Here is a 22233-nt window from a genome sequence, read left to right as displayed (position 1 = left end):
GTGTCCCGGCCGGTGACACGTGCGCCTGAACAGAAACGGTTGCATGTCCTCACTGCTGCCCGCAGCCCCGAAGTTCCGCCTGTCCAAGCCGGACTGGCTGGACTCCCCGAAGGTCTTCCGTACCGAGGTGCTGGCCGGCCTGGTCGTCGCCCTGGCCCTGATCCCCGAGGCGATCTCCTTCTCGATCATCGCCGGGGTCGATCCGGCGGTCGGTCTGTTCGCCTCCTTCACCATGGCGGTCGTCATCTCGATCGTCGGTGGTCGCAAGGCCATGATCTCCGCCGCGACCGGGGCGATCGCCCTGGTCATCGCCCCGCTCAACCGGGAGCACGGACTCGGCTTCCTGATCGCGGCCGTCATCCTCGCCGGCGTCTTCCAAGTGATCCTGGGCGCGCTGGGCGTGGCCAAGCTGATGCGGTTCGTGCCGCGCAGCGTCATGGTCGGCTTCGTCAACGCCCTCGCCATCCTCATCTTCATGGCGCAGGTGCCGGAGCTGACGGGCGTGCCGTGGATGGTCTACCCGCTGGTCATCGGTGGCCTGGCCCTGATGGTGTTCTTCCCGAAGATCACCACCGTGATCCCGGCCCCGCTGGTCTCCATCGTCATCCTGACCGTGATCACCGTCGCGGCCGGGATCGCCGTACCGACCGTCGGCGACAAGGGCGACCTGCCCTCCTCGCTGCCCGTGCCGGGCCTGCCGGACGTGCCGTTCACGATGGACACGCTGACCACCATCGCCCCCTACGCCTTCGCCATGGCGCTGGTCGGCCTGATGGAGTCGCTGATGACCGCCAAACTGGTCGACGACATCACCGACACCCACTCGGGCAAGACCCGCGAGTCCATCGGCCAGGGCATCGCCAACATCGTCACCGGCTTCTTCGGCGGCATGGGCGGCTGCGCCATGATCGGCCAGACGATGATCAACGTACGGGTCTCCGGCGCACGCACCCGCCTGTCGACGTTCCTGGCGGGCTCCTTCCTGATGCTTTTGTGCATCGCCTTCGGCCCGGTCGTCTCCGACATCCCCATGGCCGCCCTGGTCGCGGTCATGATCATGGTGTCGGTGGCCACCTTCGACTGGCACTCCATCGCCCCGAAGACCGTCAAGCGGATGCCGCTCGGCGAGATCACCGTCATGGTCGTCACGGTCGCCTGCGTGGTCGCCACCCACAACCTCGCCATCGGCGTCGTCGTCGGCTGCATCACCGCGATGGTCATCTTCGCCAAGCGCGTCGCCCACATGGTCAACGTCTCCGGTGTCGTCGACCCCGACGGCAACCAGGTGGTCTACGCGGTCACCGGCGAGCTGTTCTTCGCCTCTTCCAACGACCTCGTCTACCAGTTCAACTACAAGGACGACCCGGACGACGTCGTCATCGACCTCTCCGACGCGCACATCTGGGACGCCTCTTCCGTCGCCGCCCTCGACGCCGTCGAGACCAAGTACGCCCAGCGCGGCAAGAAGGTCACCATCATCGGCCTGAACAAGCCCAGCGCCGACATGCGCGAACGCCTCGCGGGCCAGCTGACCGGCAGCCACTGACCGGACCGGCCGCCCTTCCCCGCCATGGACGCAGCGGGGAGGGCGGTCCTTCCCCGCCCCTACGGCGTGCCCGATCCGGACTGGTCCTCCAGGACCTGCGACGACGCCGGCGGAGCCGCCCCAGAAGGCTGGTGCGACTGTCGTTCACCGCCGCCGGGCGCGGAGAGGATCGCTGTGAGCAGCAGCCCGACAGCGGCCACAACAGCAAGCACCACAGCAGCCTTGAACGTCCATGAGCGCTTCTCACCGCCGTCGATGCCGTGGCCGGTGATCGCCTCGTCCCCGACGTGCCCGGCGACTCGGCCCTCGTCTCCGTGCGCTGTGAGCCGGCCGTCCCCCGCTGGTTCGTCGAACTGCCTGTTGAGGACATCGATACGCCGTGCCAGCGCCGGATCATCACTGGCCAGCCGCCGTTCGATCCGAGCGAATGCGCGCTCCTCGTCCATCGCGGGGCTCATGTTCGGTCACCTCGATGTCCAGTGAGTGATGCAACCCGTCCCGGAGGAAGGGTTCGGCGGGGCGCGCGATGTCGACGGCGCCCACCTCAACCTCTGGCGGGGGCCGGGTACCCGCGGCCAGGTGCGCCAAGCGCGCAGGAGGCGCGGTACGGATCGCGGCGCCGGCAACGACGGCGAGCAGGGGCGTCGCGACGGGCATGCCGCCTTCTCACGGAGCGGGGATCTTCAGGACGCCGTCGTCATAGTCGACGGTGATCGAGCCGAAGTCGCTGAGCACGTCCGAGCCGAGCAGGCCCTGGATGCCGCCGCTTTCCCTGGGAGGCCCCAGGTCGATGATCGTGACCTCACCCGGATCGAGGCGGACGTGCCCGACCTTCCACTGATCCACTCGGGCGACGGGTACCTGTCCGGTACCGAGGATCCCGCTCACGGAACGCCGCTCGCCGGTGAGCTCCAGGCCGACCTGGTCGGCGACAGTTTCATCGACGACGCTGGCGGAGGCACCGGTGTCCAGCGCGAACATGAAGGGTCCCTCGTCCTCGATGCTGACGGGGACGAACGCCAGCGTCCGGTCGCCCTGGTCCACCACCCGGAGCGGTACCTCCTGCGCCGCTCCGGGAGAGGTCACCCCGCCATCGGGCTCGTCGCGATCCTCGTACGCGATGCAGCCGACAAGAAGCAGCGCGGCCAAAGGGGCCGCGACGAGACGGCCCCTGCGCCGTCGCCCTGCGCCGGACGCTTGCTGGTCCCGGGTACCCACGCCGCCGGGGTGCCCACCCAACCGCCGCGCAAACCTCAGTCCTGGAGGCGTTCGGTGTTGAGGGTGTGCACCGCGGCGCGTGCGTCTCCGATCGTCGCGTAGTCCACCGCGACGAAGTTGACCGGTCTGCCGCGTTGCCGTTCGCAGGTGTGGGCCCGGTTCAGCAGATGATCGTGGGAGTTGACGGTGCCGGCGTCCAGTCGCCGTCCGCCGTCGGCCGTGACGAAGTGATTGAGCAGGAACAGTCGCTTGCCGGTGCCGCCGCGGTTGGGGGCGCAGGTCATCTCCTCGGGGCCGCGGAAGGCGAACGGCGTTTCCATGCCGTACCGGTAGAAGTTGCGGTACCACGGTGCCGGCCCGTCCGCCTTCTCCGCGAAGACGACGAGGCGCTTGCCGCTGTCGATCATGTCTCTCATCGTCGGCCAGGCGTGGTCCGGGTCCTCGTCCGGCTCGTACAGCAGGTCCCCGAGCCCTGCTTGGCCGAAGGCGCTGCGGGTCTCCTGGGCGCTGATCCCGTCCTGCACGATCAGGGTGACGACCTCCGTCGGGTGGGCGCGCAGCCAGTCCCCGATCCGCCGCAGCGTGGGGGCCAGTTCGATGGCTCCGGCGCCGCAGGCCGAGTGGCACAGCCACAGCCCCGGACGGTACGGATTCACTCGTTCCAGGGCCCGGGTGAGCTGCCGGCGCAGTTCCGGGGAGAAGTCGGAGGTGGCCAGGCGGTCCGCGACCTCCTCGGGCCGTTCCCATCGGTGGGTGTCGATGAGCAGGACGCGCACACCGATGTTCAACTGTCCGACGAGATCCGGGTCCTGGAGGGGGCCGATGAACCGGTCCGCCGTCGTGGCCATGGCGTTGTGCGCCGCGAGCTGGGCGATTTCGTCGTAGCGGAGGTCGCACAGCCGGGAGCTGCCCTGGCAGGTGCGGGGCGCTGGGCCGGTCATCGCCACCGGGGCCAGCACCGTCCCGGCGAGCGCGGACGCCGACACGACAGCGGTCAGGACCGGACCCAGGCGCCGATCGATGCGGATACGCACGGTGGGCCGGGTCTGCCAGGCCCAGCCGAGGCCGACCAGCAGCGCTCCGGCGGCCAGCAGAATCAGCGCGACGACGGTGGCGGTGGTCAGCAGCCGGTCGACAGCGGTGGCCTGGATGTCCTCGAAGAGCCGGGCCGCTGTCGGGGGCCAGGAGGACGGCGGGCGGTACGGTGAGTCGCCCACCGTGACGCGGACGACGAAGACCGCCAGTGCTGTCAGCGTCGCGGCAGCGGCCAGGGCCCAGCCCAGCGGAACGAGCCGCCGCGCGGTGGGCTGCGGAGTGGCGGACCACAGCAGGATCAGCGCGGCGACCCCGACCACGGCGGTGGCCGGCTCCACCACCTCCTGGAACAGACGGGTGACGGACCGTGCCTGGCGTGCCTGCCCGGGCACGTCACCCGAGGCACCGAGGTCGGTGGTGATCACCCACGTACGTCCCCCCGCGTCCCGCAGCAGCTCCGCGGCAGCCGCCTGCACCCGGTCCGAGACGGCGACCGGAGCCACGGCCGCCAGTGCCGAGGCCAGGTCCCCGCTGACCAAGGCCCCTTCGACCTCGGACCGGAGCCCGGAGCGTTCCGCCTCCGGCACCAGACGCAGCAGCACGGTCGTGGCCGCGATCGCCTGGGAAGGGGAGAGCGCCAGTGACGGCACCTCTCCGACCGGGACCTCGCCCGCGATCAGACGCGCCGCCACGTCGGACAGGCGCTCTTCGAAGACCTCGAAGTCGGGTTCCGAGCGCTGCTGCAGCGAGGCGACGGCATCGGCGAAGTAGACCTGACTGAGGCGCTCGATATTCGCCACCACCGGCCCGAGGTCGACCGTGAGCCGGAGACTGGCGCGGTCTCCCTCCAGGTAGTGGATCACCTCGGTGATCTGCCGGTCGCCCATGGCCCGCAAGGTCTCCGGCGGAATCACGACCTTGACGTTCGAGGTGACCGCGGACTGGGGGACGGGCAGCCGGCCCAGCAGATCACGGAGCACCGGAGCGAGGTGCGGGTCGACCAGCACCTCGTCATAGACCCTCTGATAGGCCCGCTCCTCGTCGAGGACCCGGCCATGGAAACCGGGGCTCAGCACGGTGCTTCGCACCACGGCGGCGGCCGCCAGTACCGTCAGGCTCAGCACAGCCACGCTCCAGACCAGGTACTGGATCCACAGCCGGCGGCGAACTGGTCCGTCCATCTCCCCATTCTGGATGCGGCTGCGGAACGGCGAGGCCGCCCGACGCGACCGCCGCGCCGGGGAAGGGGAGACAGAGCCGGGGAAGGGGAGACAGAGGGGTCTGTCACCATGGATCTTGTGCGCCGCGTCAGGGGAGTTGCCGCCACGGACGGGGCCCGAGCCGGTGAGGAGGGGAAGACGGCGTGAGACCGCAGAACCACCGTCTTGCCGTGCTGTCGCTGCTGCCTTTCGTGATGATGGCCGCCGTCACGGTGGCCGATCTCGCTGTCGGTCCGGATGTCGTCTTCCTGCCTCTGGTGTCGCTGGGGCCTGCCTTCGCTCCGCTCGTGGGCGGCTGGCGGCGCACCGCGTGCGTCGCCGGGATCGCGCTGCTGCTGTGCGTAGGTCTGGGCTGGTACAACGACCTCCTCGACGGTCCTCGCGGAGTCATGAGCATCGCCTCGGTCCTCGGGGTCTCCGTGGCGGGCCTACTGGCGGTGTCCATGCGCCAGGAACGCGAGGCGGAGCTGGACAGTGTGCGGTCCATCGCCGAGGCCGCGCAGCGGGTGCTGCTCAAACCGGTTCCGCGGCTGGCCGGGCGGGTGCGTGTGGCCGTGTGCTACATGTCCGCCGTGGCCGAGGCACGTATCGGAGGTGACCTCTACGAAGTCGTCACCTCACCGCACGGGGTGCGGGTGATCATCGGCGATGTCCAGGGCAAGGGACTGGAGGCGGTGGAGACCGCGGCCGTGGTCCTGGGCGCCTTCCGCGAAGCGGCCCCCGACGAAGCCGACCTGGCAGCCGTGGGAGCCAGACTGGAGCGGGCCGTCGAGCGGCAGCTGGAGGGCGAGAAGTATGTCACCGCCATCCTCGCCGAGGTGAACGCCGAGGACGTCACCTTCCTCAACTTCGGTCACCCGGCGCCCCTGCTGATGCGCGCGGACGGCACCGTCGTCTGGCCCGAGCCGTCCTCCTACGCGCTCCCGCTGGGCCTGGGGGCTCACGGTACGGCGCCGCCGGAGCCGTACGGCACCGACTTCCACCCGGGCGACCAGCTCCTGCTCTACACCGACGGGATCACCGAAGCACGCGACGCCGAAGGCCGCTTCTACCCGCTCGCCGAACGCGCTCACCTGCTCAAGGAACACGACCCCCAGGCAGCGCTGGAGGTGCTGCGCCAGGATCTGCTCCAGCACGTCAGCGGCCCGCTGCACGACGACGCGGCCATGCTGATGCTCCGCCTCCGCTGACGCTTGCGTGCTCTCCTCCGGCGCCCGCGAGCAGGGCGAAACCGATCAACCCGGAGATTCTGGGTACCTGCTTGCCCATGAGGCTCTGGAAGCCACTGTCACGCCGAGGGGGTTACCTTCCCATCGAGGATCACGGTCTGATCGGTGACGGCCGCGGCTGCGCCCTGGTCGGCCGGGACGCGGGGATCGGTTTCATGTGCGTTCCGCGGTTCGACCAGGACCCTGTTTTCTGCCCGTTGCTCGACCGGCGACATGGCGGCGGTTTCCGGCTCTCGCCGCAGGGACTCCGCGAGAGCCGCCAGCGCTACGTGGATGACACGGCCGTCCTGGTCACCGAGCTGCGGACGGAGACCGGCACGGTGGAGATCACGGACGCCTTTCTGCTGCGTCCCGGCGCCCGGCTGGAAGAAGACGCCCCGGCGGCGGCGGGAGAGCTGGTACGCCGGGCCCGCGTCATCGACGGCGAGGTCACACTTCATCTCCACCTGGAGCCGCGCGGCGGTGCCCGCGTTCGGCGCCGTCGTGAGGAGTGGCTGCTCGACTGCGGGCGGCAGGGCATCACCCTGCGCCTGAGGTCCTCACCCCCTGTGACACTTCCGACCTGCACACTGACGCTCCGCGCCGGACAGGACCTGACCGTGCGGTTGCGCTGGGAGCCGGCGGCGGCCGGGATGGGGGCTGGGCCCTCGCCCAGCCCCCATCCCTCTGCCGATGCCGGCCTTGAGGCCACGCTGCGTGCCTGGCGACGCTGGGCTTCCTTCGTGGTCGCGGACGTGCCGCAGCCCGGCCTCGTGCGCCGATCCGCCCTGACCCTGAAACTGCTGGACCATGTCGAGAACGGGGCGATCATCGCGGCCCCCACCTCGTCCCTCCCCGAACACATCGGGGGGACCCGGAACTGGGACTACCGCTACTCCTGGATCCGCGATGCCGCCTACACCGTGTTCGCGCTGCGCCGCATAGGCCTGCCGTCGGAGGCCGGGGGCTTCCTGGACTGGGCCCTGACCGCCGCCCGTCACGACGACCAGCCGCGCGTGTTCTACGGCGTCGACGGCAATCTCCCGCCGCCGGAAGCCGTCGATGAGGAACTCGAGGGCTACCGCTGCTCCGCCCCCGTGCGCTGGGGCAACGCGGCGGTCGAGCAGACGCAGCACGACGTCTACGGGGAGATCCTGGACTGCGCCTTCCAGTGGGCCGCCACCGGAGGGACCTTCGACGACCGGCTGTGGCAGTGGCTGGCCGGTCTCGCCGAGCGGGCCGTGCATGCCTGGCGCACTCCCGACCACGGCATCTGGGAGGTCCGCACGTCGGGCAGGCCGTTCACCTACTCCGCTGCCATGTGCCAGGTGGCCCTCGACCGAGCCGCCCGGCTCGCGCGCCGACTGAAGCTGCCGGGCGACGCCGAGCGGTGGGCACGCCAGGCCGATCACCTGACCGAGCGGATTCTCCACCATGCCTGGGACGACCGGATCCGCGCTCTCACCGAGGACCTGGGGCAGGGAAGCGCGCTCGACGCCTCCCTTCTGGCCCTGCCCCTGCGCCGGGTGGTGCCGGCCGACCATCCCAAGATGGTGGCCACCTGCCGGGCGGTGACCGAGCGACTGGGCGCGGGCGACGGCCTGCTCCACCGCTACCTGCCGGAGAGCTCACCGGACGGGCTGGACCAGCAGCCGGAGGGCGCGTTTCTGCTGTGCAGTTTCTGGCTGGTGGACAATCTGACGGGACAGGGGCATGTCGAGCGGGCAGGCGAGCTGTTCGAGACGCTGTGCTCCCGCACCAACCACCTGGGACTCCTGCCGGAGCAGATCGATCCCTCGGACGGCACGTTCCTCGGCAACTTTCCGCAGGCCATCAGCCATGTCGGCCTCGTGTCCAGCGCGGTCGCCCTCGCCCGTACCGCCCGCGGGACGCACCCGGAGCTCTCCACGGGAGCCTGGTTCACCTGACCGGGAACGGCTGTGCGCCCGTCTGCCACACCTCTGGGATTGATTACCGCCATGCCGGGAACCCATGGCCGTCGATCGGTGTGCAGCCCCAGGCTCGAACCGTGCAGGAGGGCCGCGTGTCGGTGGGCCGGGTTCCACTAAGGAGTTGGTGCGGTGCTGTTCCTGCTGGCTGCCCATGCGGGGGTCGCGGCGGCGATCCCCTGGTGGCAGCGGCGGCTGGGCCGTGCCGTGTGGATCGTGGCAGCCCTGGTGCCGCTGGCCGCGGTGGTCTGGGCGGGCACGCGGGCGGCGCGGGTCCTGGACGGCGGGGAGTACGGGGAAACCCTGTCGTGGGCCGCGCCGCTGGGACTGACGGTCGACCTGCGGCTGGACGCCCTGTCCTTGCTGATGTTGTGGATCGTCGCCGGTGTCGGAGCCCTGGTGCTGCTGTACTGCCGGTACTACGTCGAGCGGGACGCCGGCCGCCTGGCCGCGCTGCTGCTGGCCTTCGCCGGGGCGATGGCGGGGCTCGTCCTGGCCGACAACCTCTTCGTCCTGTACGTCTTCTGGGAACTGACCACGATCGCGTCGTTCCTGCTCATCGCGGGGCGCGGCGAGGCGGCCGAGGAGCGGCGCGCCGCCCGGCAGGCGCTGCTCGTGACCGCGGCCGGTGGGCTGGTCATGCTGCTGGGCTTCGTCGTGCTGGGGCAGGCGGCCGGTACGTACCGGATCTCGGCGATCGTCGCCGATCCCCCCGGAGGCGGGGCGGTGTCCGCCGCGGTGGTGCTCGTCCTGGTCGGGGCGTTCGCCAAGTCCGCGCAGATGCCGCTGCACGGCTGGCTGCCCGCGGCCATGGTGGCTCCCACGCCGGTGAGCGCCTATCTGCACGCGGCGGCGATGGTCAAGGCCGGTGTCTACCTGGTCGCCCGTCTGGCGCCCGCCCTGGCGGAGGTGGAGCCGTGGCGGCCGATGGTGCTCGCGGTGGGCCTGACCACGATGGTGCTGGCCGCGTGGCAGGCGCTGCGCGCGACCGACCTGAAACTGCTGCTGGCCTACGGCACGATCAGCGAACTGGGCCTGCTCATCGCCCTGCTGGGGGCCGGAACACGGACCGCGGCGCTGGCCGGGGCGGTGATGCTGCTCGCGCACGCGGCGTTCAAGTCGGCGCTGTTCCTCACGGTCGGGATCGTGGACCAGCAGACGGGGACGCGGGACATCCGGGAACTGTCGGGCCTGGGGCGCCGTATGCCCGTGCTGTGCGCGGTCGCCGGGCTCGCCGCCGCGTCGATGGCCGGACTTCCGCCGCTGGTCGGCTACCTGGGCAAGGAAGCCTACTTCGAGGCGTTCCTGCACGGCACCCGGCTCGGCGGGCACGCACAGCTGACGGTGGTGCTGGTGATCGGCTCCGCGCTGACCGTGGCGTATGCCGCGCGGTTCCTGCAGGGAGGCTTCGGGGGGCGTCCCGGCGAGGCGGCGAGCCGAGGTGAGCGCCCGGAGCCCGGGTTCGTCGCGCCGGTGGCCGTGCTGGCGATCGCGGGGCTTGCGCTGGGCGTGGGGTACGGGGCCACCGCGGCCGTCGCCACCGCCTACGCCGACAGCTATCCGCCGGGGCCGCACGGGCCGTACGAGCTGTCCCTGTGGCACGGTTTCACGGCCGTGCTGGGCCTGTCGGCGCTGAGCCTGGCGCTGGGCGGTCTGCTGCATCTGGGCAGGCGCTCGCTGCCTGCCACGCGCCGCGTGCCCGACGTGCAGGGCGCGTACGACCGCACTGTCGAGGCTGTTGACCGGCTGGCCCTGGCCGTGACCCGGCGCACGCAGGTCGGCTCGCTGCCGCTCTACCTGACGGTGCTGCTGGCGACCGTGGTCGCGGTTCCCGGCGCGGCGCTGGCGGCCGCGGCACCCTCGCTGGGCTCCGTGCGGGCGTGGTGGTCACCGGCCGAGCCATTGCTGGCCGTGGTGGTGCTGACGGCGGCCGCGGCGGTGGTGGCCACCCGGCACCGGCTGACCGGCATTCTCCTGGCCGGCGCCGTCGGCTACGGGGTGGCCGGGGTGTTCGTGGTGCGGGGCGCGCCGGATCTGGCGCTCACGCAGTTCCTCGTCGAGACCATGACCCTCGTCGTGGTGGTGCTGGTGCTGCGCCGGATGCCGGCCCGGTTCAGCCCCGGCCGGACGATGCGCCGGGTGCGCCTCGTGCGGGCCGTGGCGGCCGGCGCTGTCGGGATCCTCGTCACCTGCTTCGCGCTGGTGACGTCCGCCGCGCGGACGGCTCCGGCGGTCTCGGCGGGGTACGCGGACCGTATGGCGGAGGCGGGCGCCGACAACATCGTCAACGCGATCCTGGTCGACTTCCGCGCACTGGACACGCTGGGCGAGATCTCGGTGCTGCTGGTGGCCTCCGTCGGGGTCGTCAGTCTGATCCGGATCGGTGGTCGCGGCGGGGCGCGGGCTCCGGACAGCGAAGGGGGCGGACCGGGTGGCCTGTTCCCGACGGCGCACTGGGACGAGCCGGAGCAGACCTGGCTGCCGGGCGCGGGGGAGCGGCCCGGCGGTGAGCGTTCGGTGCTGCTGGAGGTGGCCACCCGGCTGCTGTTCCCCTCGATCCTGGTGCTGTCGCTGTTCCTGCTGTTCTCCGGGCACTACCGTCCCGGCGGCGGATTCGCCGGCGGCCTGGTGGCGGGCCAGGCGTTCGTGCTGCGGTACCTGGTGGGCGGGCGGGCGGACCTGGGGGCGGCCATACGGGCACCCGCGGCCGCGGTCGCGGGGTCGGGGCTGCTGCTCGCCGCCGCCGTAGGGCTGTTCCCGCTGCTCCTCGGCGGTGCACCGCTGCAGAGCGCGGTGGTGACGCTTCACCCGCCGGTGCTGGGCACGGTGAAGTTCGCGACCAGTCTGTTCTTCGACATCGGTGTCTACCTGCTCGTCGTCGGCGTCGTCCTCAAGCTGCTGTCGGCGGTGGGCGTCTCCCTCGGCCAGGACAAGGCCACAGCGGACGACGCCCCGCCCACAGCCGACGACGAGAAGGAAGGCGGGCCGCGGTGAACCCGATCGACGTGACGATGCCCCTCGTGGTCGGTGGTCTGTTCGCCGTGGGCTTCTACCTCATGCTGCAGCGATCCCTGATGCGGATCCTCCTCGGATTCATCCTCATGGGGCACGGAACCAACCTGCTGCTCCTGGTGGCCGGGGGCACGCCCGGCCGGCCCCCGGTGCTGCAGGGACAGACCACCGACCCGGCGTCGCTCGCCGACCCGTTGCCCCAGGCCATGGCGCTGACGGCGATCGTGATCACCTTCGGTCTCACGGCGTTCCTGGTGGCCCTGGCCTACCGGTCCTGGCGCCTGTCCGGGCACGACGAGGTGCGCGACGACGTGGAGGACCGGCGCATCGGCACCGTGCGGGAACGCGCCGAGGCCGACCCCGTCACGGACCGGGCCACGGACGCAACCGCGCCGGGGGAAGACCGATGACGGCGGCACTGCTCGCTCTGCCCGTCCTGCTGCCGGCTCTCGGCGCCGGTCTGTCCCTGCTCGGCATGCCCCGCACGGTCGTCCGCGGGCTCAGCACCGGCGTCCTCGCGGCAGTCGTCGCCTGCGGCGCGGCGCTCCTCGTGCTGGCCGACCGGCGCGGACCCCAGGCCCTGCATGTCGGTGACTGGCCCGCGCCCCTCGGCATCACCCTCGTGGCCGACCGGCTGTCGGCCCTGCTGCTCACCGTGTCGGCGCTGGTGGCGCTCGCGGTACTGGTCTTCGCCATCGGCCAGGGCTCGGCGGAGGAGCGCCGTCGTACGGCGGCGGCCTTCCACCCCGCCTACCTGGTGCTTGTCATGGGCGTGAGCCTGGCCTACCTCACCGGTGACCTGTTCAACCTCTTCGTCGCCTTCGAGGTGATGCTCGCCGCCAGTTACGTCCTGATCACGCTGGACGCGGACGAGGACCGCACCCGTGCGGGGATGACGTACACGATCGTCAGCCTGACGTCGTCGCTGCTGTTGCTGTCCCTGGTCGCCCTGGTGTACGCGGCCACCGGCACCGTGACGCTGGCGCAGCTCGGCCCACGGCTGGCGGAACTGCCGGACGGCCTGCGCTCGGCACTGGCCCTGCTGCTCCTGGCCGTTGTCGGTATCAAGGCGGCGATCGTCCCGCTGCACTTCTGGCTGCCCGACAGCTATCCCACCGCGCCCGCTCCGATCACGGCCGTGTTCGCCGCCCTGCTGACCAAGGTCGGCGTGTACGCCCTGCTGCGCACCCAGACGCTGCTCTTCCCCCGCACCGGTGTGTGGACCCTGCTGGCCTGTGCGGCGATCATCACCATGATCGTGGGCCTCCTCGGGGCCATCGCCCAGGACGACATCAACCGGCTGCTGTCCTTCACCCTCGTCAGCCACATCGGCTTCATGCTGTTCGGCCTCGCGCTGTTCGACACCCGAGGCCTGACCGGCACCATCCTCTACGTCGTCCACCACATCGTCGTCCAGGCGGCCCTGTTCCTCGTCGCGGGCCTCGCCGTGCGCCGAGCGGGAACCACCGCACTGCACCGCATGGCGAGCCGGCCGCCCCCCGGCACACTGCTCGTCGTGCTGTTCGCCGTCCCGGCCCTGAGCCTGTCCGGCATCCCGCCGTTCTCCGGCTTCGTGGCCAAGCTGGCCCTGCTGCAGGCGGGCGTCGCGCAGGGCGGTCCGACGGCGTACGCCCTCGCCGCGGCCGCCCTGCTCACCAGCCTGCTGACGCTGTACGCCATGACCCGCGTAGGGACGTCGGCGTTCATGGGACGGCCACCGGACCAAGGGACGGCCCGTCCTTCGAGGCCACCGGACGCCCGGACTGCCCGTCCGCGCGGGACCCGGCTCATGCTCGCGGCCACGGCCGGTATGACCGCGACCGGGGTCGCGGTCGCCGTCTGCGCCGGCCCGCTCGCCCGTCTCAGCGAGCAGGCCGCCGACGACCTGCTGCACCCGCGCGCCTACCGGTCAGCCGTTCTGGGGGAGGAGAATCCGTGATCCGTTCCCTGACCCGTCCGGAACGGGCCCGCCGGGGCCTGCGCCACCTGCCGATGATCGCCTGGCTGTGGATCCTGTGGGTCCTGCTGTGGGGGTCCACCGGCGCGGTGGTCCTCATCGGTGGCCTGCTCGTCGCCGTCGGGGTGGTCCTGGCCTTCCCGCTGCCCGCCGTCCTGCCCGGCGCCGTACCCAGGCCGCTGCGCACCGTAGGAGTGCTGGTCCATCTGCTCACGGACCTCGTCCGGTCGGGGACCACCGTCGCCTGGCAGGTCGTCCGCCACGGCAGGAAAACCTCCTCCGCGATCATCGAAGTCCCCTTGCACCTGGACAGCGACCTTCTGATCACAGCCGTGGCCGAACTCACCACCATGACCCCGGGAACGCTTGTGGCGGAGATCGACCGGCGCCGCAAACGCCTGTACGTGCACGCACTGCCGATCCGCGACCGGCACGACATCACCCATCGCCGACACGGAGTACAGGCCGTGGAAGGCCGGGTCGCACGCGCCGTCGGCCACCGCCACAGAGCCGACGGACCCGGACCGGAAGCGGGTCGTCCGGACAACCCCCCGCGGCGCACCCGAAGGAGGAAATCATGATCACCGTCTACGGTGCCACGCTGGCCATGATCGCGGTGGCCGGCCTGCTCACCCTGCTGCGTCTCGTGAGCGGCCCGCGTGCCCTCGACCGCATCATGGCGCTCGACGTCCTCGTCACCATGGCCATCGCCGCGATCGCCGTGGGGATGACCGTACGCGAGGACACCACCGCCATCCCCGTGGTCGTCGTTCTCGCCCTGCTGGCCTTCATCGGGTCGGTGACGGCAGCCCACCTGATCGAGAAGCGGGAAGGCATGCGATGACCCTCGTGCTGGACGCGGTCACCGCCGTCCTGTTCACCACTGGAGCCGCCTTCTGCCTGCTCGGCGCCCTCGGCCTGCTCCGCTTCCCGGACACCGTGAGCCGTCTCCACGCCGCCGCCAAGGCCCAGACCCTCGGCCTGCTGCTCATCCTGGTCGGAGCGGCCGCGCAGGCGCCCGCGCGCCATGCCCCCGTCCTGCTGCTCGTCGCCCTCTCCCAGCTGCTCACCGCCCCGATCACCAGCCAGATCATCGGCCGAACCGCCTACCGCACCCACGGCCTCGACCGCGATCTGCTGCTCCGCGACGAACTCGCGGACCGCCTCGCGCGCGAGGGCACGCCCCTCCAGGGACGCGACCGGCCCGAGCGCGACGAGGACGCCGAACGCTGACCGCACCTCACCCGTGGCAGCGACGACGGGCGCCGTGGCGTTTGCGCCGGTCGCCGACAGGTAACCCGTCAGGCCCCCGGGGTGGCAGGTGCCCGGAAGGAGCAGGTGTGGCATCAGCGGAAGCGGAAGGTCGAGGGCGGCATGAAGGTATCCGACTACATCCTCCAGCGGTTGCGCGAGTGGGACGTGGACCATGTCTTCGCCTACGCCGGCGACGGCATCAACGGTCTGCTGGCGGCATGGGGACGCGCCGACAACCACCCCAGGTTCGTTCAGTCCCGCCATGAGGAGATGTCCGCCTTCCAGGCCGTGGGGTACGCGAAGTTCTCCGGCAAGGTGGGCGTCTGCGCGGCGACCTCGGGCCCGGGCGCCATCCACCTGCTCAACGGCCTGTACGACGCGAAACTCGACCATGTCCCCGTCGTCGCCCTCGTCGGACAGACCAACCGCAGCGCGATGGGCGGCTCGTACCAGCAGGAAGTCGACCTGCAGAACCTGTACAAGGACGTGGCCTCGGAGTTCTGCGAGACGGCGATGGTGCCGGAGCAGCTGCCGAACCTCATCGACCGGGCGATGCGCACCGCGTACGCCAAGCGCACCGTCACGGCGATCATCCTCCCCGCCGACGTGCAGGAACTGGACTACAACCCGCCGACGCACGCCTTCAAGATGGTGCCGTCCAGCATGGGGCTCAGCCACTACGCCCCGGTGCCCGCCGACGCGGACGTCGAGCAGGCCGCCGACGTCCTCAACGCCGGTGACAAGGTGGCGGTTCTCATCGGCCAGGGCGCCCGCGGGGCCCGCGCCGAGGTGGAGGAGCTGGCGGACATCCTCGGTGCGGGCGTGGCGAAGGCGCTGCTCGGCAAGGACGTCCTGCCCGACGACCTGCCCTACGTCACCGGAGCCATCGGCCTGCTCGGCACCCGCCCCTCCTACGAGCTGATGCGGGACTGCGACACCCTGCTGATGATCGGCTCCAGCTTCCCCTACACGCAGTTCATGCCGGAGCTCGACCAGGCCCGGGCGGTGCAGATCGACATCGACCCGCACATGATCGGCCTGCGGTATCCCTTCGAGGTGAACCTCGTCGGCGACGCGCGCGAGACACTGCGCCGGCTGCTGCCGCACCTGCGCCGCAAGGACAACCGTGCCTGGCGCGAGAAGATCGAGAAGGACGTGGCGCGCTGGTGGGAGGTCATGCAGCGCCGCGCCGCCGTCGACGCCGATCCGATCAACCCGGAGTACGTGGTGCACGCCCTCGACGGCAGGCTCCCCGACGACGCCGTCATCACCGCCGACTCCGGTTCGGCCGCCAACTGGTACGCCCGTCACCTGCGGCTGCGCGGCCGGATGCGCGGCTCCCTGTCGGGCACCCTGGCCACCATGGGGCCGGGTGTGCCGTATGCCATCGGTGCGAAGTTCGCCCATCCGGACCGACCGGCCATCGCCCTCGTCGGTGACGGCGCCATGCAGATGAACGGCATGATGGAAATGGTCACGGCCGCCAAGTACTGGCCGCAGTGGCCCGACCCCCGCCTGATCGTGGCCGTCCTCAACAACCACGACCTGAACCAGGTGACCTGGGAGATGCGGGCGATGGAGGGCGCGCCCCAGTTCGAGGAGTCGCAAGCCATTCCCGACCTGCCGTACGCGGAGATCGCGCAGCGCATCGGGCTTGAGGGGGTCCGTGTGGAGAAGCCCGAGCAGGTCGAGACGGCCTGGGACCGAGCGCTGTCGGCCGACCGGCCCTTCGTCATCGACTTCCGCACCGACCCGGCCGTGCCACCCATTCCTCCGCACGCGGACCTGGACCAGATCGAGGCCGCCGCCGCAGCGGTTCTCCGCGGCGACAGCGACCGCGGGTCCATGATCAAGCAGGGGTTCAAGGCCAAGGTGCAGGAGATGCTGCCAGGCACCCGGCACCGCAAGGACCGCCCCGGCGCCGGCCCCGACGACAGCGCCGGTGGGAAACCACTCTGACGGCGATCAGCGCGAACCCTCTCAATGTTCAAGAACCCCAGTTGCCGTGTCTGTTCCGCCCGGCGTTTCGGAAGGTAGCTTGGTGGACAAGGCCCCTTAGAGGAGGGCGATTCGATGCCGTGGTTCGTATGGCTGCTCGCCGCCGCGGCGCTGGGTGCCGCGGAGTTCTTCACCCTGACACTGGTCTTCGGGTTGCTGGCGGGCGCCGCGTTGGTTGCCGCCGTAGTCGCTGGTGTGGGCATCGGCGTTCTCGGCCAGCTCATTGCCTTCGGAGCAGCAGCGGCTGCGGGCCTCTTCGTCGTCCGTCCTGTCGCGCTGCGGCATATGGCACAGCAACCCCTCACCCACGAGGGCAGTGATGCGCTGATCGGCAAGCGGGCCGAGGTCATGCAGGAGGTCACCGCGACCCACGGCCTGATCAAACTGTCCGGCGAGGAGTGGTCCGCCCGCGCCTACGACGAAAGCCTGGTGATCCCGGTGGGAGCGCTGGTGGATGTCATGGAGATCGAGGGCGCCACGGCCATCGTCTACCCCCGCGAACTCCTTCCATGAACGGCTGAACGCACAGCAACGGAGGCACTGTGGAGCCAGTTGTCATCCTCACTCTCGTGGCGGCCATTGTCGTCGTCTTCCTCGTGGCCTCCACTGTGCGGATCGTCCCGCAGGCGCGGCGCTACAACATCGAGCGGTTCGGCCGATATCGCCGGACGCTGCAGCCCGGCCTGAACCTGGTCCTGCCGGTGGCGGACCGCATCAACACCAAACTCGACGTGCGCGAGCAGGTCTATTCGTCCGACCCCAGGCCGGTGATCACCGAGGACAACCTCGTGGTGAACATCGACACCGTGCTCTACTACCAGATCACGGACCCACGGGCGGCGGCCTACGAGGTCGCTGACTACCTCCAGGCGATCGATCAGCTCACCGTGACCACGCTGCGCAACGTCATCGGCAGCATGGACCTGGAGGAGACGCTCACCTCGCGTGAGGAGATCAACTCCCGGCTCCGCGCCGTCCTCGACGACGCCACCGGCAAGTGGGGCATCCGGGTCAACCGTGTCGAGATCAAGGCCATCGATCCACCGCACACCATCAAGGAAGCGATGGAGAAGCAGATGCGGGCCGAGCGTGACAAGCGCGCGGCCATCCTGCACGCCGAAGGGGAGCGGCAAGCCAAGATCCTTACCGCGGAAGGCACGAAGCAGAGTGACATCCTGGAGGCGCAGGGCACCCAGCAAGCCATGATCCTGCGGGCGGACGGCGAGGCCAAGGCGGTGGAGCTCGTCTTCCAGGCCGTCCATCGCAACAATGCCGATCCGAAGGTCCTGGCCTACAAGTACCTCGAGACGCTCCCGCACTTGGCAGGCAGCGACAACAACACGTTCTGGGTGATCCCGGGGGAGCTGACCGAGGCAGTGCGGACCGTCACCCGAGCGTTCGGCGACCAGTCGACGACAGGCCCTGCCCAACCTGTGCAACCTGAGCAAGCGGCCACCGCCGACGATCACGGCACGTCGGACGAAACCCGGATTCCGCAGCTCGATGCAGGCTCGACGGTTTCCCTCGACGCCGCCACGGCTGCTGACGAGGCCGAGAAGCAGGCCGCCGCCGCGGTGAGCGACGCCAAGGCGGAGGCCGAGGCCGCGAAGACGGCCCAGGTGCCGCGCCGGGGGCGGACGTCCGGCGACTGACCCCACCCTCGCATGTGAGGGTCGGCTCATCCCGGCACCGCCCGCGGGGAGGGTGGCCACGTGTACGACGTCCCGCTCTGGCTGTGGTTGGCGTTCGCCGTGACCGTGGTGGTGTCGCTGACGGTGGACTTGCTGGCCCATCGCAGCGCGCATGTCATCGGGTTCAGGGAGGCGGCGGCCTGGAGCGGTCTGTGGGTCGGCCTCGCGCTGCTCTTCGGCGGTGTCGTCTTCGCCGTCGTCGGCACGACGGCGGGTACCGAGTACACCACCGCCTGGCTGCTGGAGAAGAGCCTGTCGGTCGACAACCTCTTCGTCTTCGCCGTGATCTTCGCCTACTTCAGGGTGCCCCGCGCCTACCAGCACCGTGTGCTGTTCTTCGGCGTCATCGGCGCCCTGGTTTTCCGCGCCATCTTCCTCTCCCTCGGCGTCGCCGTGGTCAGCCGCTTCACCGCCGTCCTCTACGCCTTCGCCGCCGCCCTCTTCTACAGCACCTACAAGCTCCTCAAAGAAGAGGAGGAGTCCTTCGACCCCGGCAACAGCTTCGCCGTGAGAGCGCTGAGAAGGATCGTCCCGGTACGGGACGAGTACGCCGGCACGAGATTCTTCGTCAAGGAGGCGGGAAGGCGCGTGGGTACGCCGCTTCTCGCGGTCGTGGCCGCCATCGAAGCCGCCGATCTGATCTTCGCCGTGGACAGCGTGCCCGCCGTGCTCGCCATCAGCGATGACGTCTTCATCGTCTACACCAGCAACGCGTTCGCGATCCTCGGCCTGCGCGCCCTGTACTTCATGCTCGCCGGGCTCCTGGACCGCTTCCACTACCTCAACGTCGGCCTCGCGATCATTCTGTCCTTCATCGGCGTCAAGCTCGTCCTCCAGGCGTCCCACAAGATCATCAGTCCCGCCGTCCCCGAGATCCCCTCCCCGGTGAGCCTGGCCGTCATCGTCGTCGTCCTGGCCGCATCCGTCGGGCTGAGCCTGCTGCGGCCCGTCCAACCCATGCCCGAGCAGCGCCCCGACCCGCCGCCGCCCGAACCCTGACAAGCGCTTGCACGCAGCACGGGCGGCACAAGACGCTCGGGATCTTCGTGCCCGTATGGGCGCCCGGTCCTTGCAGCTCGACGCACCAGACCCCGCTCACCTGCGCTGATGCGGCACCGTTGGTTCCCTCCGACCTGATCCGCCGGACAGGCCCTAGCGACGCGGCGGTCGGAGGCGGACGGTCGTGATGGCGTGCCGGTGGATGCCGGTGACCTCGATGACCCAGCCCGCGAGCTGGACGCTCTCCCCAGGACGCTGCGGCAGGTGTCCCAATCGGGCCAGGACCAGGCCGGCGACGGTCGTGTAGGAGCCGTGGTCGAGGTCGCCGACGTCCACCCCGAGGTCGGGCAGGTCGTGGAGGGGGAAGCTGCCGGGCAGGTCCAGGGATCCATCGCGCTGTGTGTGCACGGTCGTCATATCGCGGTCGGTCTCGTCGTAGATCTCGCCGACGATCTCCTCCAACAGGTCCTCGATGGTCACGATGCCTCCGACCGAGCCGTGCTCGTCGACCACGACGGCGAACTGCTGGCGGGCGGCCATCAGGCGCCGCAACGCTTCGGAGACCTTCATGAAGTCGGAGAAGAAGGGCGCGGGGTGGGCGAGGCCGGCGACCGCGGTGCTGTCCTCACTGGTGATCAGGTCGCGCAGGTGAACAATGCCGATGACCTCGTCGATGCGGCCGGCTCGAAGGACCGGGGCACGGGAGTGCCCGGAGTGGGCCAGTTTGAGGCGGGCCTGCGCGGCCGGCATGCCGTCGGGCAGGGCGAACACCGAGCGGCGCGGGATCAGGACGGCACGCAAGGGCCGCTCGTGGATTTCCAGGGCGCCGGAGATGATGGTGCGCTGCTCGGTGGTCAGGCCCCGGTGGCCGACGACCATGTCGCGCAGTTCTTCGGGGCTGGGGGGCTGCTCGGCCTTGCGCGGATTGCCGCCGAACAGGCGGACGACCAGGTCGGTGGTCCTGCTCAGGGCCCATACGGCCGGACGGGAGACGGTGGCCAGCACATCCAGAGGCGTGGCCGCCAACAGCGCCCACCGTTGTGCGTACTGCATGGCCAGACGCTTGGGCGCGAGTTCGCCCGCCACCAGGGTCACAAAGGTCAGGACCAAGGTCACCAGGCCGATCGCCAGCGGTTCGGCGGCCCGCCCGGCGAAGCCCAGGGTGGGCACCAGGGGCTCGGCCAGCGACACCGCTGCGGTGGCCGAGGCCAGGAATCCCGCCAGGGTGATGCCGATCTGGATGGTGGCCAGGAACCGATTGGGGTCCTCCGTCAGGCGCACCAGCCGAGCGGCGGCGGCTCCTCCGCCGCGGCCCAGGCGTTTCACCTGACTCTCCCGCAGCGAGATCAGCGCGATCTCACTCCCGGCGAACAGGGCATTCAGCACGATCAGCGCGGCAACGAGTGCGAGAGTCAACCAGTAGCCGTCCATAACGTCACAGTGCCATCAGAGGGCACCTGGCGCCGTGCACGGCGGCGGCACCCCGTACCGGCGTAGCGGAGGCGCCGAGCTGCTGTGGGATGGATCGGGCGCCCCGATCGAGCGGAAGCACGCTCGTGCTGCTGGCGTGTTACCTCCGGGCCGGGGCGGGCCGACGCAGGCTCCTCGGCTGCCTCATCCGGCCCGGCGGTCCCTTGCCCCGCGGGCCCCGCGGAGGAGGGCCGCGCCGGCCAGGAAGCCGGCCAGGGCTGCGGTCGGCAGCCCGAACGGACCGTGGTCGGCCGGACCGGCGTCGGCCACGCCGAGCAGGCCGAGCACGCAGGCGGCGTAGCCGGCGGTGGTCGCGGTGGCGCGCAGCCCGGGCCGGCGGAGCGCCCTGGGCGTCCACCGACTGCGCGAGGTGAGGTCGCCGCGTCGCAGGCCGCGCCTCTCGATCCGGCCGAAGACCGCCACCAACGCGCCGAGCACGGCGAAGAGCCCGACCAGCCAGGGCAGCTTCCACAGCAGCCACGCTCCCGTGTCCCCCGGAGGCTGGGGCAGCGGGACCCGGCCGGACGCGTACGCGGCCGCGGCGACGAGCACGAACGCGCTCATGTGCCACAGCAGCACGGTCAGGATCACCGAGTTCACGGCGATCACGGCCATCCACGCCCCGAGCCGTTGCATCCACCGATCGCCCGCGTCGCGCAGCAGCAGTGCCAGCCCGAGCTGAGCCGTGGCCAACGCCAGCAGCGCGAGCGTCGGCGGCGAAAGATTGCGCAGCGGCATGCCGGCATAGTCGACCATGCTGACCGGATACGGGCCGGTCACCGTGAGCAGCACCGCCAGCCCGGCACCGCCCACCAGTAGCGGCACGGCCACCCCGGGCCGGACCGGTAGCGTCCCGTCCTGCCAGGCGAAGCCGATCTGGTGCACTGCCAGCCAGGCGAACAGGAAGTTGCCCAGCTGCAGCATCGGCGCGTCGAACGCCAGCCGCGCCACATCCCCCGCGGCGACCAGCCCGACCAGCACCAGCGGCACGACCAGACGCGCCCGCCGGTGCAGGCGGTGCATCAGCGGCGTCAGGAAGATCACCACGAGGTAGACGAGCAGGAACCACAGGGGGATGGAGGCCAGCCACACCGCCTGGCCCACCTGGCGGGGATCGACGCCCGCCAGCCGGGCGGTCAGAGCGGCGGCGGCGAGTGTCACCAGCAGCGCGGTCGTCGGCCGTACGAGCCGCGCGCTGCGGTCGAGCAGCCAGTCCGTGACGTCGCCGCCCCGACGGGTGTGCGAGGTCAGCGAGGCGGCGTTGGCGAACCCACCCACCATGAAGAACACCGGCATGACCTGGACCAGCCAGGTGATCGGGCGGCCCCACGGCAGCACTTGAAGGGCGCTGAAGCCGTCCAGGCCGTCCGCCCCGCCGGTGACGACGATGACCGTCCAGTGGCCGAGCACCACGATGAGGATGGCGAGCGCCCTCAGCAGGTCGACGTAGCGTTCCCGCTGCGGCGGTGTGCGCTCCGCGAGCTCGCGCAGGCCGGGCATGTGGCCATCATAGGAACGGGCGGCTGACGAAGATCGCAACCACCCACCGGATCTCGCGTACACCGGCGAGGTCGGTCTGCGCCGGATCCGGAACCGCACCTGCCCGTCCCTGTCTTCTACCTATAGGGATGACCCGTCTGCCCTACCTATAGGGATGGTCGGCCGCACCACCGGGA

The 22233-nt window shown here is 70.7% G+C and carries 18 protein-coding genes; 13 read left to right on the top strand and 5 right to left on the bottom strand.

The features are described from left to right. The first annotated feature begins 43 nt into the window (after positions 1-43). Positions 44-1546: a SulP family inorganic anion transporter gene (locus tag HJD23_RS12755; protein WP_171118238.1), complete on the top strand. Its 1503-nt coding sequence runs from the start codon at positions 44-46 to the stop codon at positions 1544-1546. A gap of 59 nt (positions 1547-1605) precedes the next feature. Here the strand turns inward: HJD23_RS12755 and HJD23_RS12750 are convergent, their stop codons facing one another. The 3 genes from HJD23_RS12750 to HJD23_RS12740 all read right to left on the bottom strand — a co-directional run bounded on the left by HJD23_RS12750 (position 1606) and on the right by HJD23_RS12740 (position 4980). After that, positions 1606-2004, bottom strand: coding sequence for a hypothetical protein (locus HJD23_RS12750; RefSeq protein WP_171118236.1), 399 nt, complete (start codon positions 2002-2004; stop codon positions 1606-1608). A 208-nt stretch (positions 2005-2212) separates the two neighbouring features. Beyond that, positions 2213-2632 carry a retropepsin-like aspartic protease gene (locus HJD23_RS12745; RefSeq protein ID WP_171118235.1) on the bottom strand — a complete coding sequence of 140 codons (420 nt, stop codon included), beginning with the start codon at positions 2630-2632 and terminating at the stop codon, positions 2213-2215. Between the two features lie 167 nt (positions 2633-2799). After that, positions 2800-4980 (bottom strand): PI-PLC domain-containing protein, encoded by a 2181-nt coding sequence (locus HJD23_RS12740; protein ID WP_171118232.1) that lies wholly within the window; start codon positions 4978-4980, stop codon positions 2800-2802. A gap of 233 nt (positions 4981-5213) precedes the next feature. Here HJD23_RS12740 and HJD23_RS12735 point away from each other — a divergent pair, with 233 nt between their 5' ends. From HJD23_RS12735 to HJD23_RS12680, 12 genes are all read left to right on the top strand, one after another. Then, positions 5214-6209, top strand: a complete 996-nt coding sequence (locus HJD23_RS12735) for a PP2C family protein-serine/threonine phosphatase (RefSeq protein WP_171119236.1) — start codon at positions 5214-5216, stop codon at positions 6207-6209. 77 nt (positions 6210-6286) lie between these two features. Then, positions 6287-8155 carry a glycoside hydrolase family 15 protein gene (locus HJD23_RS12730; protein WP_171118230.1) on the top strand — a complete coding sequence of 623 codons (1869 nt, stop codon included), beginning with the start codon at positions 6287-6289 and terminating at the stop codon, positions 8153-8155. 153 nt (positions 8156-8308) lie between these two features. Beyond that, positions 8309-11170, top strand: a complete 2862-nt coding sequence (locus HJD23_RS12725) for a Na+/H+ antiporter subunit A (protein WP_171118229.1) — start codon at positions 8309-8311, stop codon at positions 11168-11170. Then, positions 11167-11598, top strand: a complete 432-nt coding sequence (locus tag HJD23_RS12720; RefSeq protein WP_240980696.1) for a Na(+)/H(+) antiporter subunit C — start codon at positions 11167-11169, stop codon at positions 11596-11598. Before HJD23_RS12725 ends, HJD23_RS12720 begins: the two co-directional genes overlap by 4 nt. Then, positions 11595-13127 carry a Na+/H+ antiporter subunit D gene (locus HJD23_RS12715; protein ID WP_171118227.1) on the top strand — a complete coding sequence of 511 codons (1533 nt, stop codon included), beginning with the start codon at positions 11595-11597 and terminating at the stop codon, positions 13125-13127. Before HJD23_RS12720 ends, HJD23_RS12715 begins: the two co-directional genes overlap by 4 nt. Continuing rightward, positions 13124-13726: a Na+/H+ antiporter subunit E gene (locus HJD23_RS12710; protein ID WP_240980695.1), complete on the top strand. Its 603-nt coding sequence runs from the start codon at positions 13124-13126 to the stop codon at positions 13724-13726. Before HJD23_RS12715 ends, HJD23_RS12710 begins: the two co-directional genes overlap by 4 nt. Beyond that, a complete protein-coding gene (locus HJD23_RS12705) occupies positions 13723-13989 on the top strand; it encodes a monovalent cation/H+ antiporter complex subunit F (RefSeq protein ID WP_171118225.1) in 267 nt (88 codons plus the stop codon). The genes HJD23_RS12710 and HJD23_RS12705 overlap by 4 nt, the downstream gene beginning before the upstream one ends. Beyond that, positions 13986-14378 carry a monovalent cation/H(+) antiporter subunit G gene (gene mnhG / locus HJD23_RS12700; RefSeq protein WP_171118223.1) on the top strand — a complete coding sequence of 131 codons (393 nt, stop codon included), beginning with the start codon at positions 13986-13988 and terminating at the stop codon, positions 14376-14378. The genes HJD23_RS12705 and mnhG overlap by 4 nt, the downstream gene beginning before the upstream one ends. Before the next feature lie 141 nt (positions 14379-14519). Beyond that, the gene (locus HJD23_RS12695; RefSeq protein ID WP_171118221.1) at positions 14520-16358 is read left to right on the top strand and encodes a thiamine pyrophosphate-requiring protein; all 1839 of its coding nucleotides are present in this window, start codon (positions 14520-14522) and stop codon (positions 16356-16358) included. A 114-nt stretch (positions 16359-16472) separates the two neighbouring features. Next, the gene (locus HJD23_RS12690) at positions 16473-16910 is read left to right on the top strand and encodes an NfeD family protein (RefSeq protein ID WP_171118219.1); all 438 of its coding nucleotides are present in this window, start codon (positions 16473-16475) and stop codon (positions 16908-16910) included. A gap of 29 nt (positions 16911-16939) precedes the next feature. After that, on the top strand, positions 16940-18049 hold the full coding sequence (locus HJD23_RS12685) for an SPFH domain-containing protein (RefSeq protein WP_171118217.1): 1110 nt from the start codon (positions 16940-16942) through the stop codon (positions 18047-18049). A gap of 60 nt (positions 18050-18109) precedes the next feature. Then, positions 18110-19087, top strand: coding sequence for a TerC family protein (locus HJD23_RS12680; protein WP_171118216.1), 978 nt, complete (start codon positions 18110-18112; stop codon positions 19085-19087). Positions 19088-19240: 153 nt separating this feature from the next. Here HJD23_RS12680 and HJD23_RS12675 read toward each other — a convergent pair whose 3' ends face one another. Next, positions 19241-20518 carry a hemolysin family protein gene (locus tag HJD23_RS12675; RefSeq protein WP_171118214.1) on the bottom strand — a complete coding sequence of 426 codons (1278 nt, stop codon included), beginning with the start codon at positions 20516-20518 and terminating at the stop codon, positions 19241-19243. Positions 20519-20701: 183 nt separating this feature from the next. Beyond that, complete coding sequence (locus tag HJD23_RS12670) at positions 20702-22057, bottom strand: acyltransferase (protein WP_171118212.1); 1356 nt, start codon at positions 22055-22057, stop codon at positions 20702-20704. Positions 22058-22233 lie beyond the last annotated feature (176 nt).

Origin of the sequence: Streptomyces sp. Z423-1 (assembly GCF_013009255.1) — a bacterium.
In the GTDB taxonomy this organism is placed as follows: Bacteria; Actinomycetota; Actinomycetes; order Streptomycetales; family Streptomycetaceae; genus Streptomyces; species Streptomyces gossypiisoli.
This window is presented reverse-complemented; position numbering and strand designations above follow the sequence as displayed.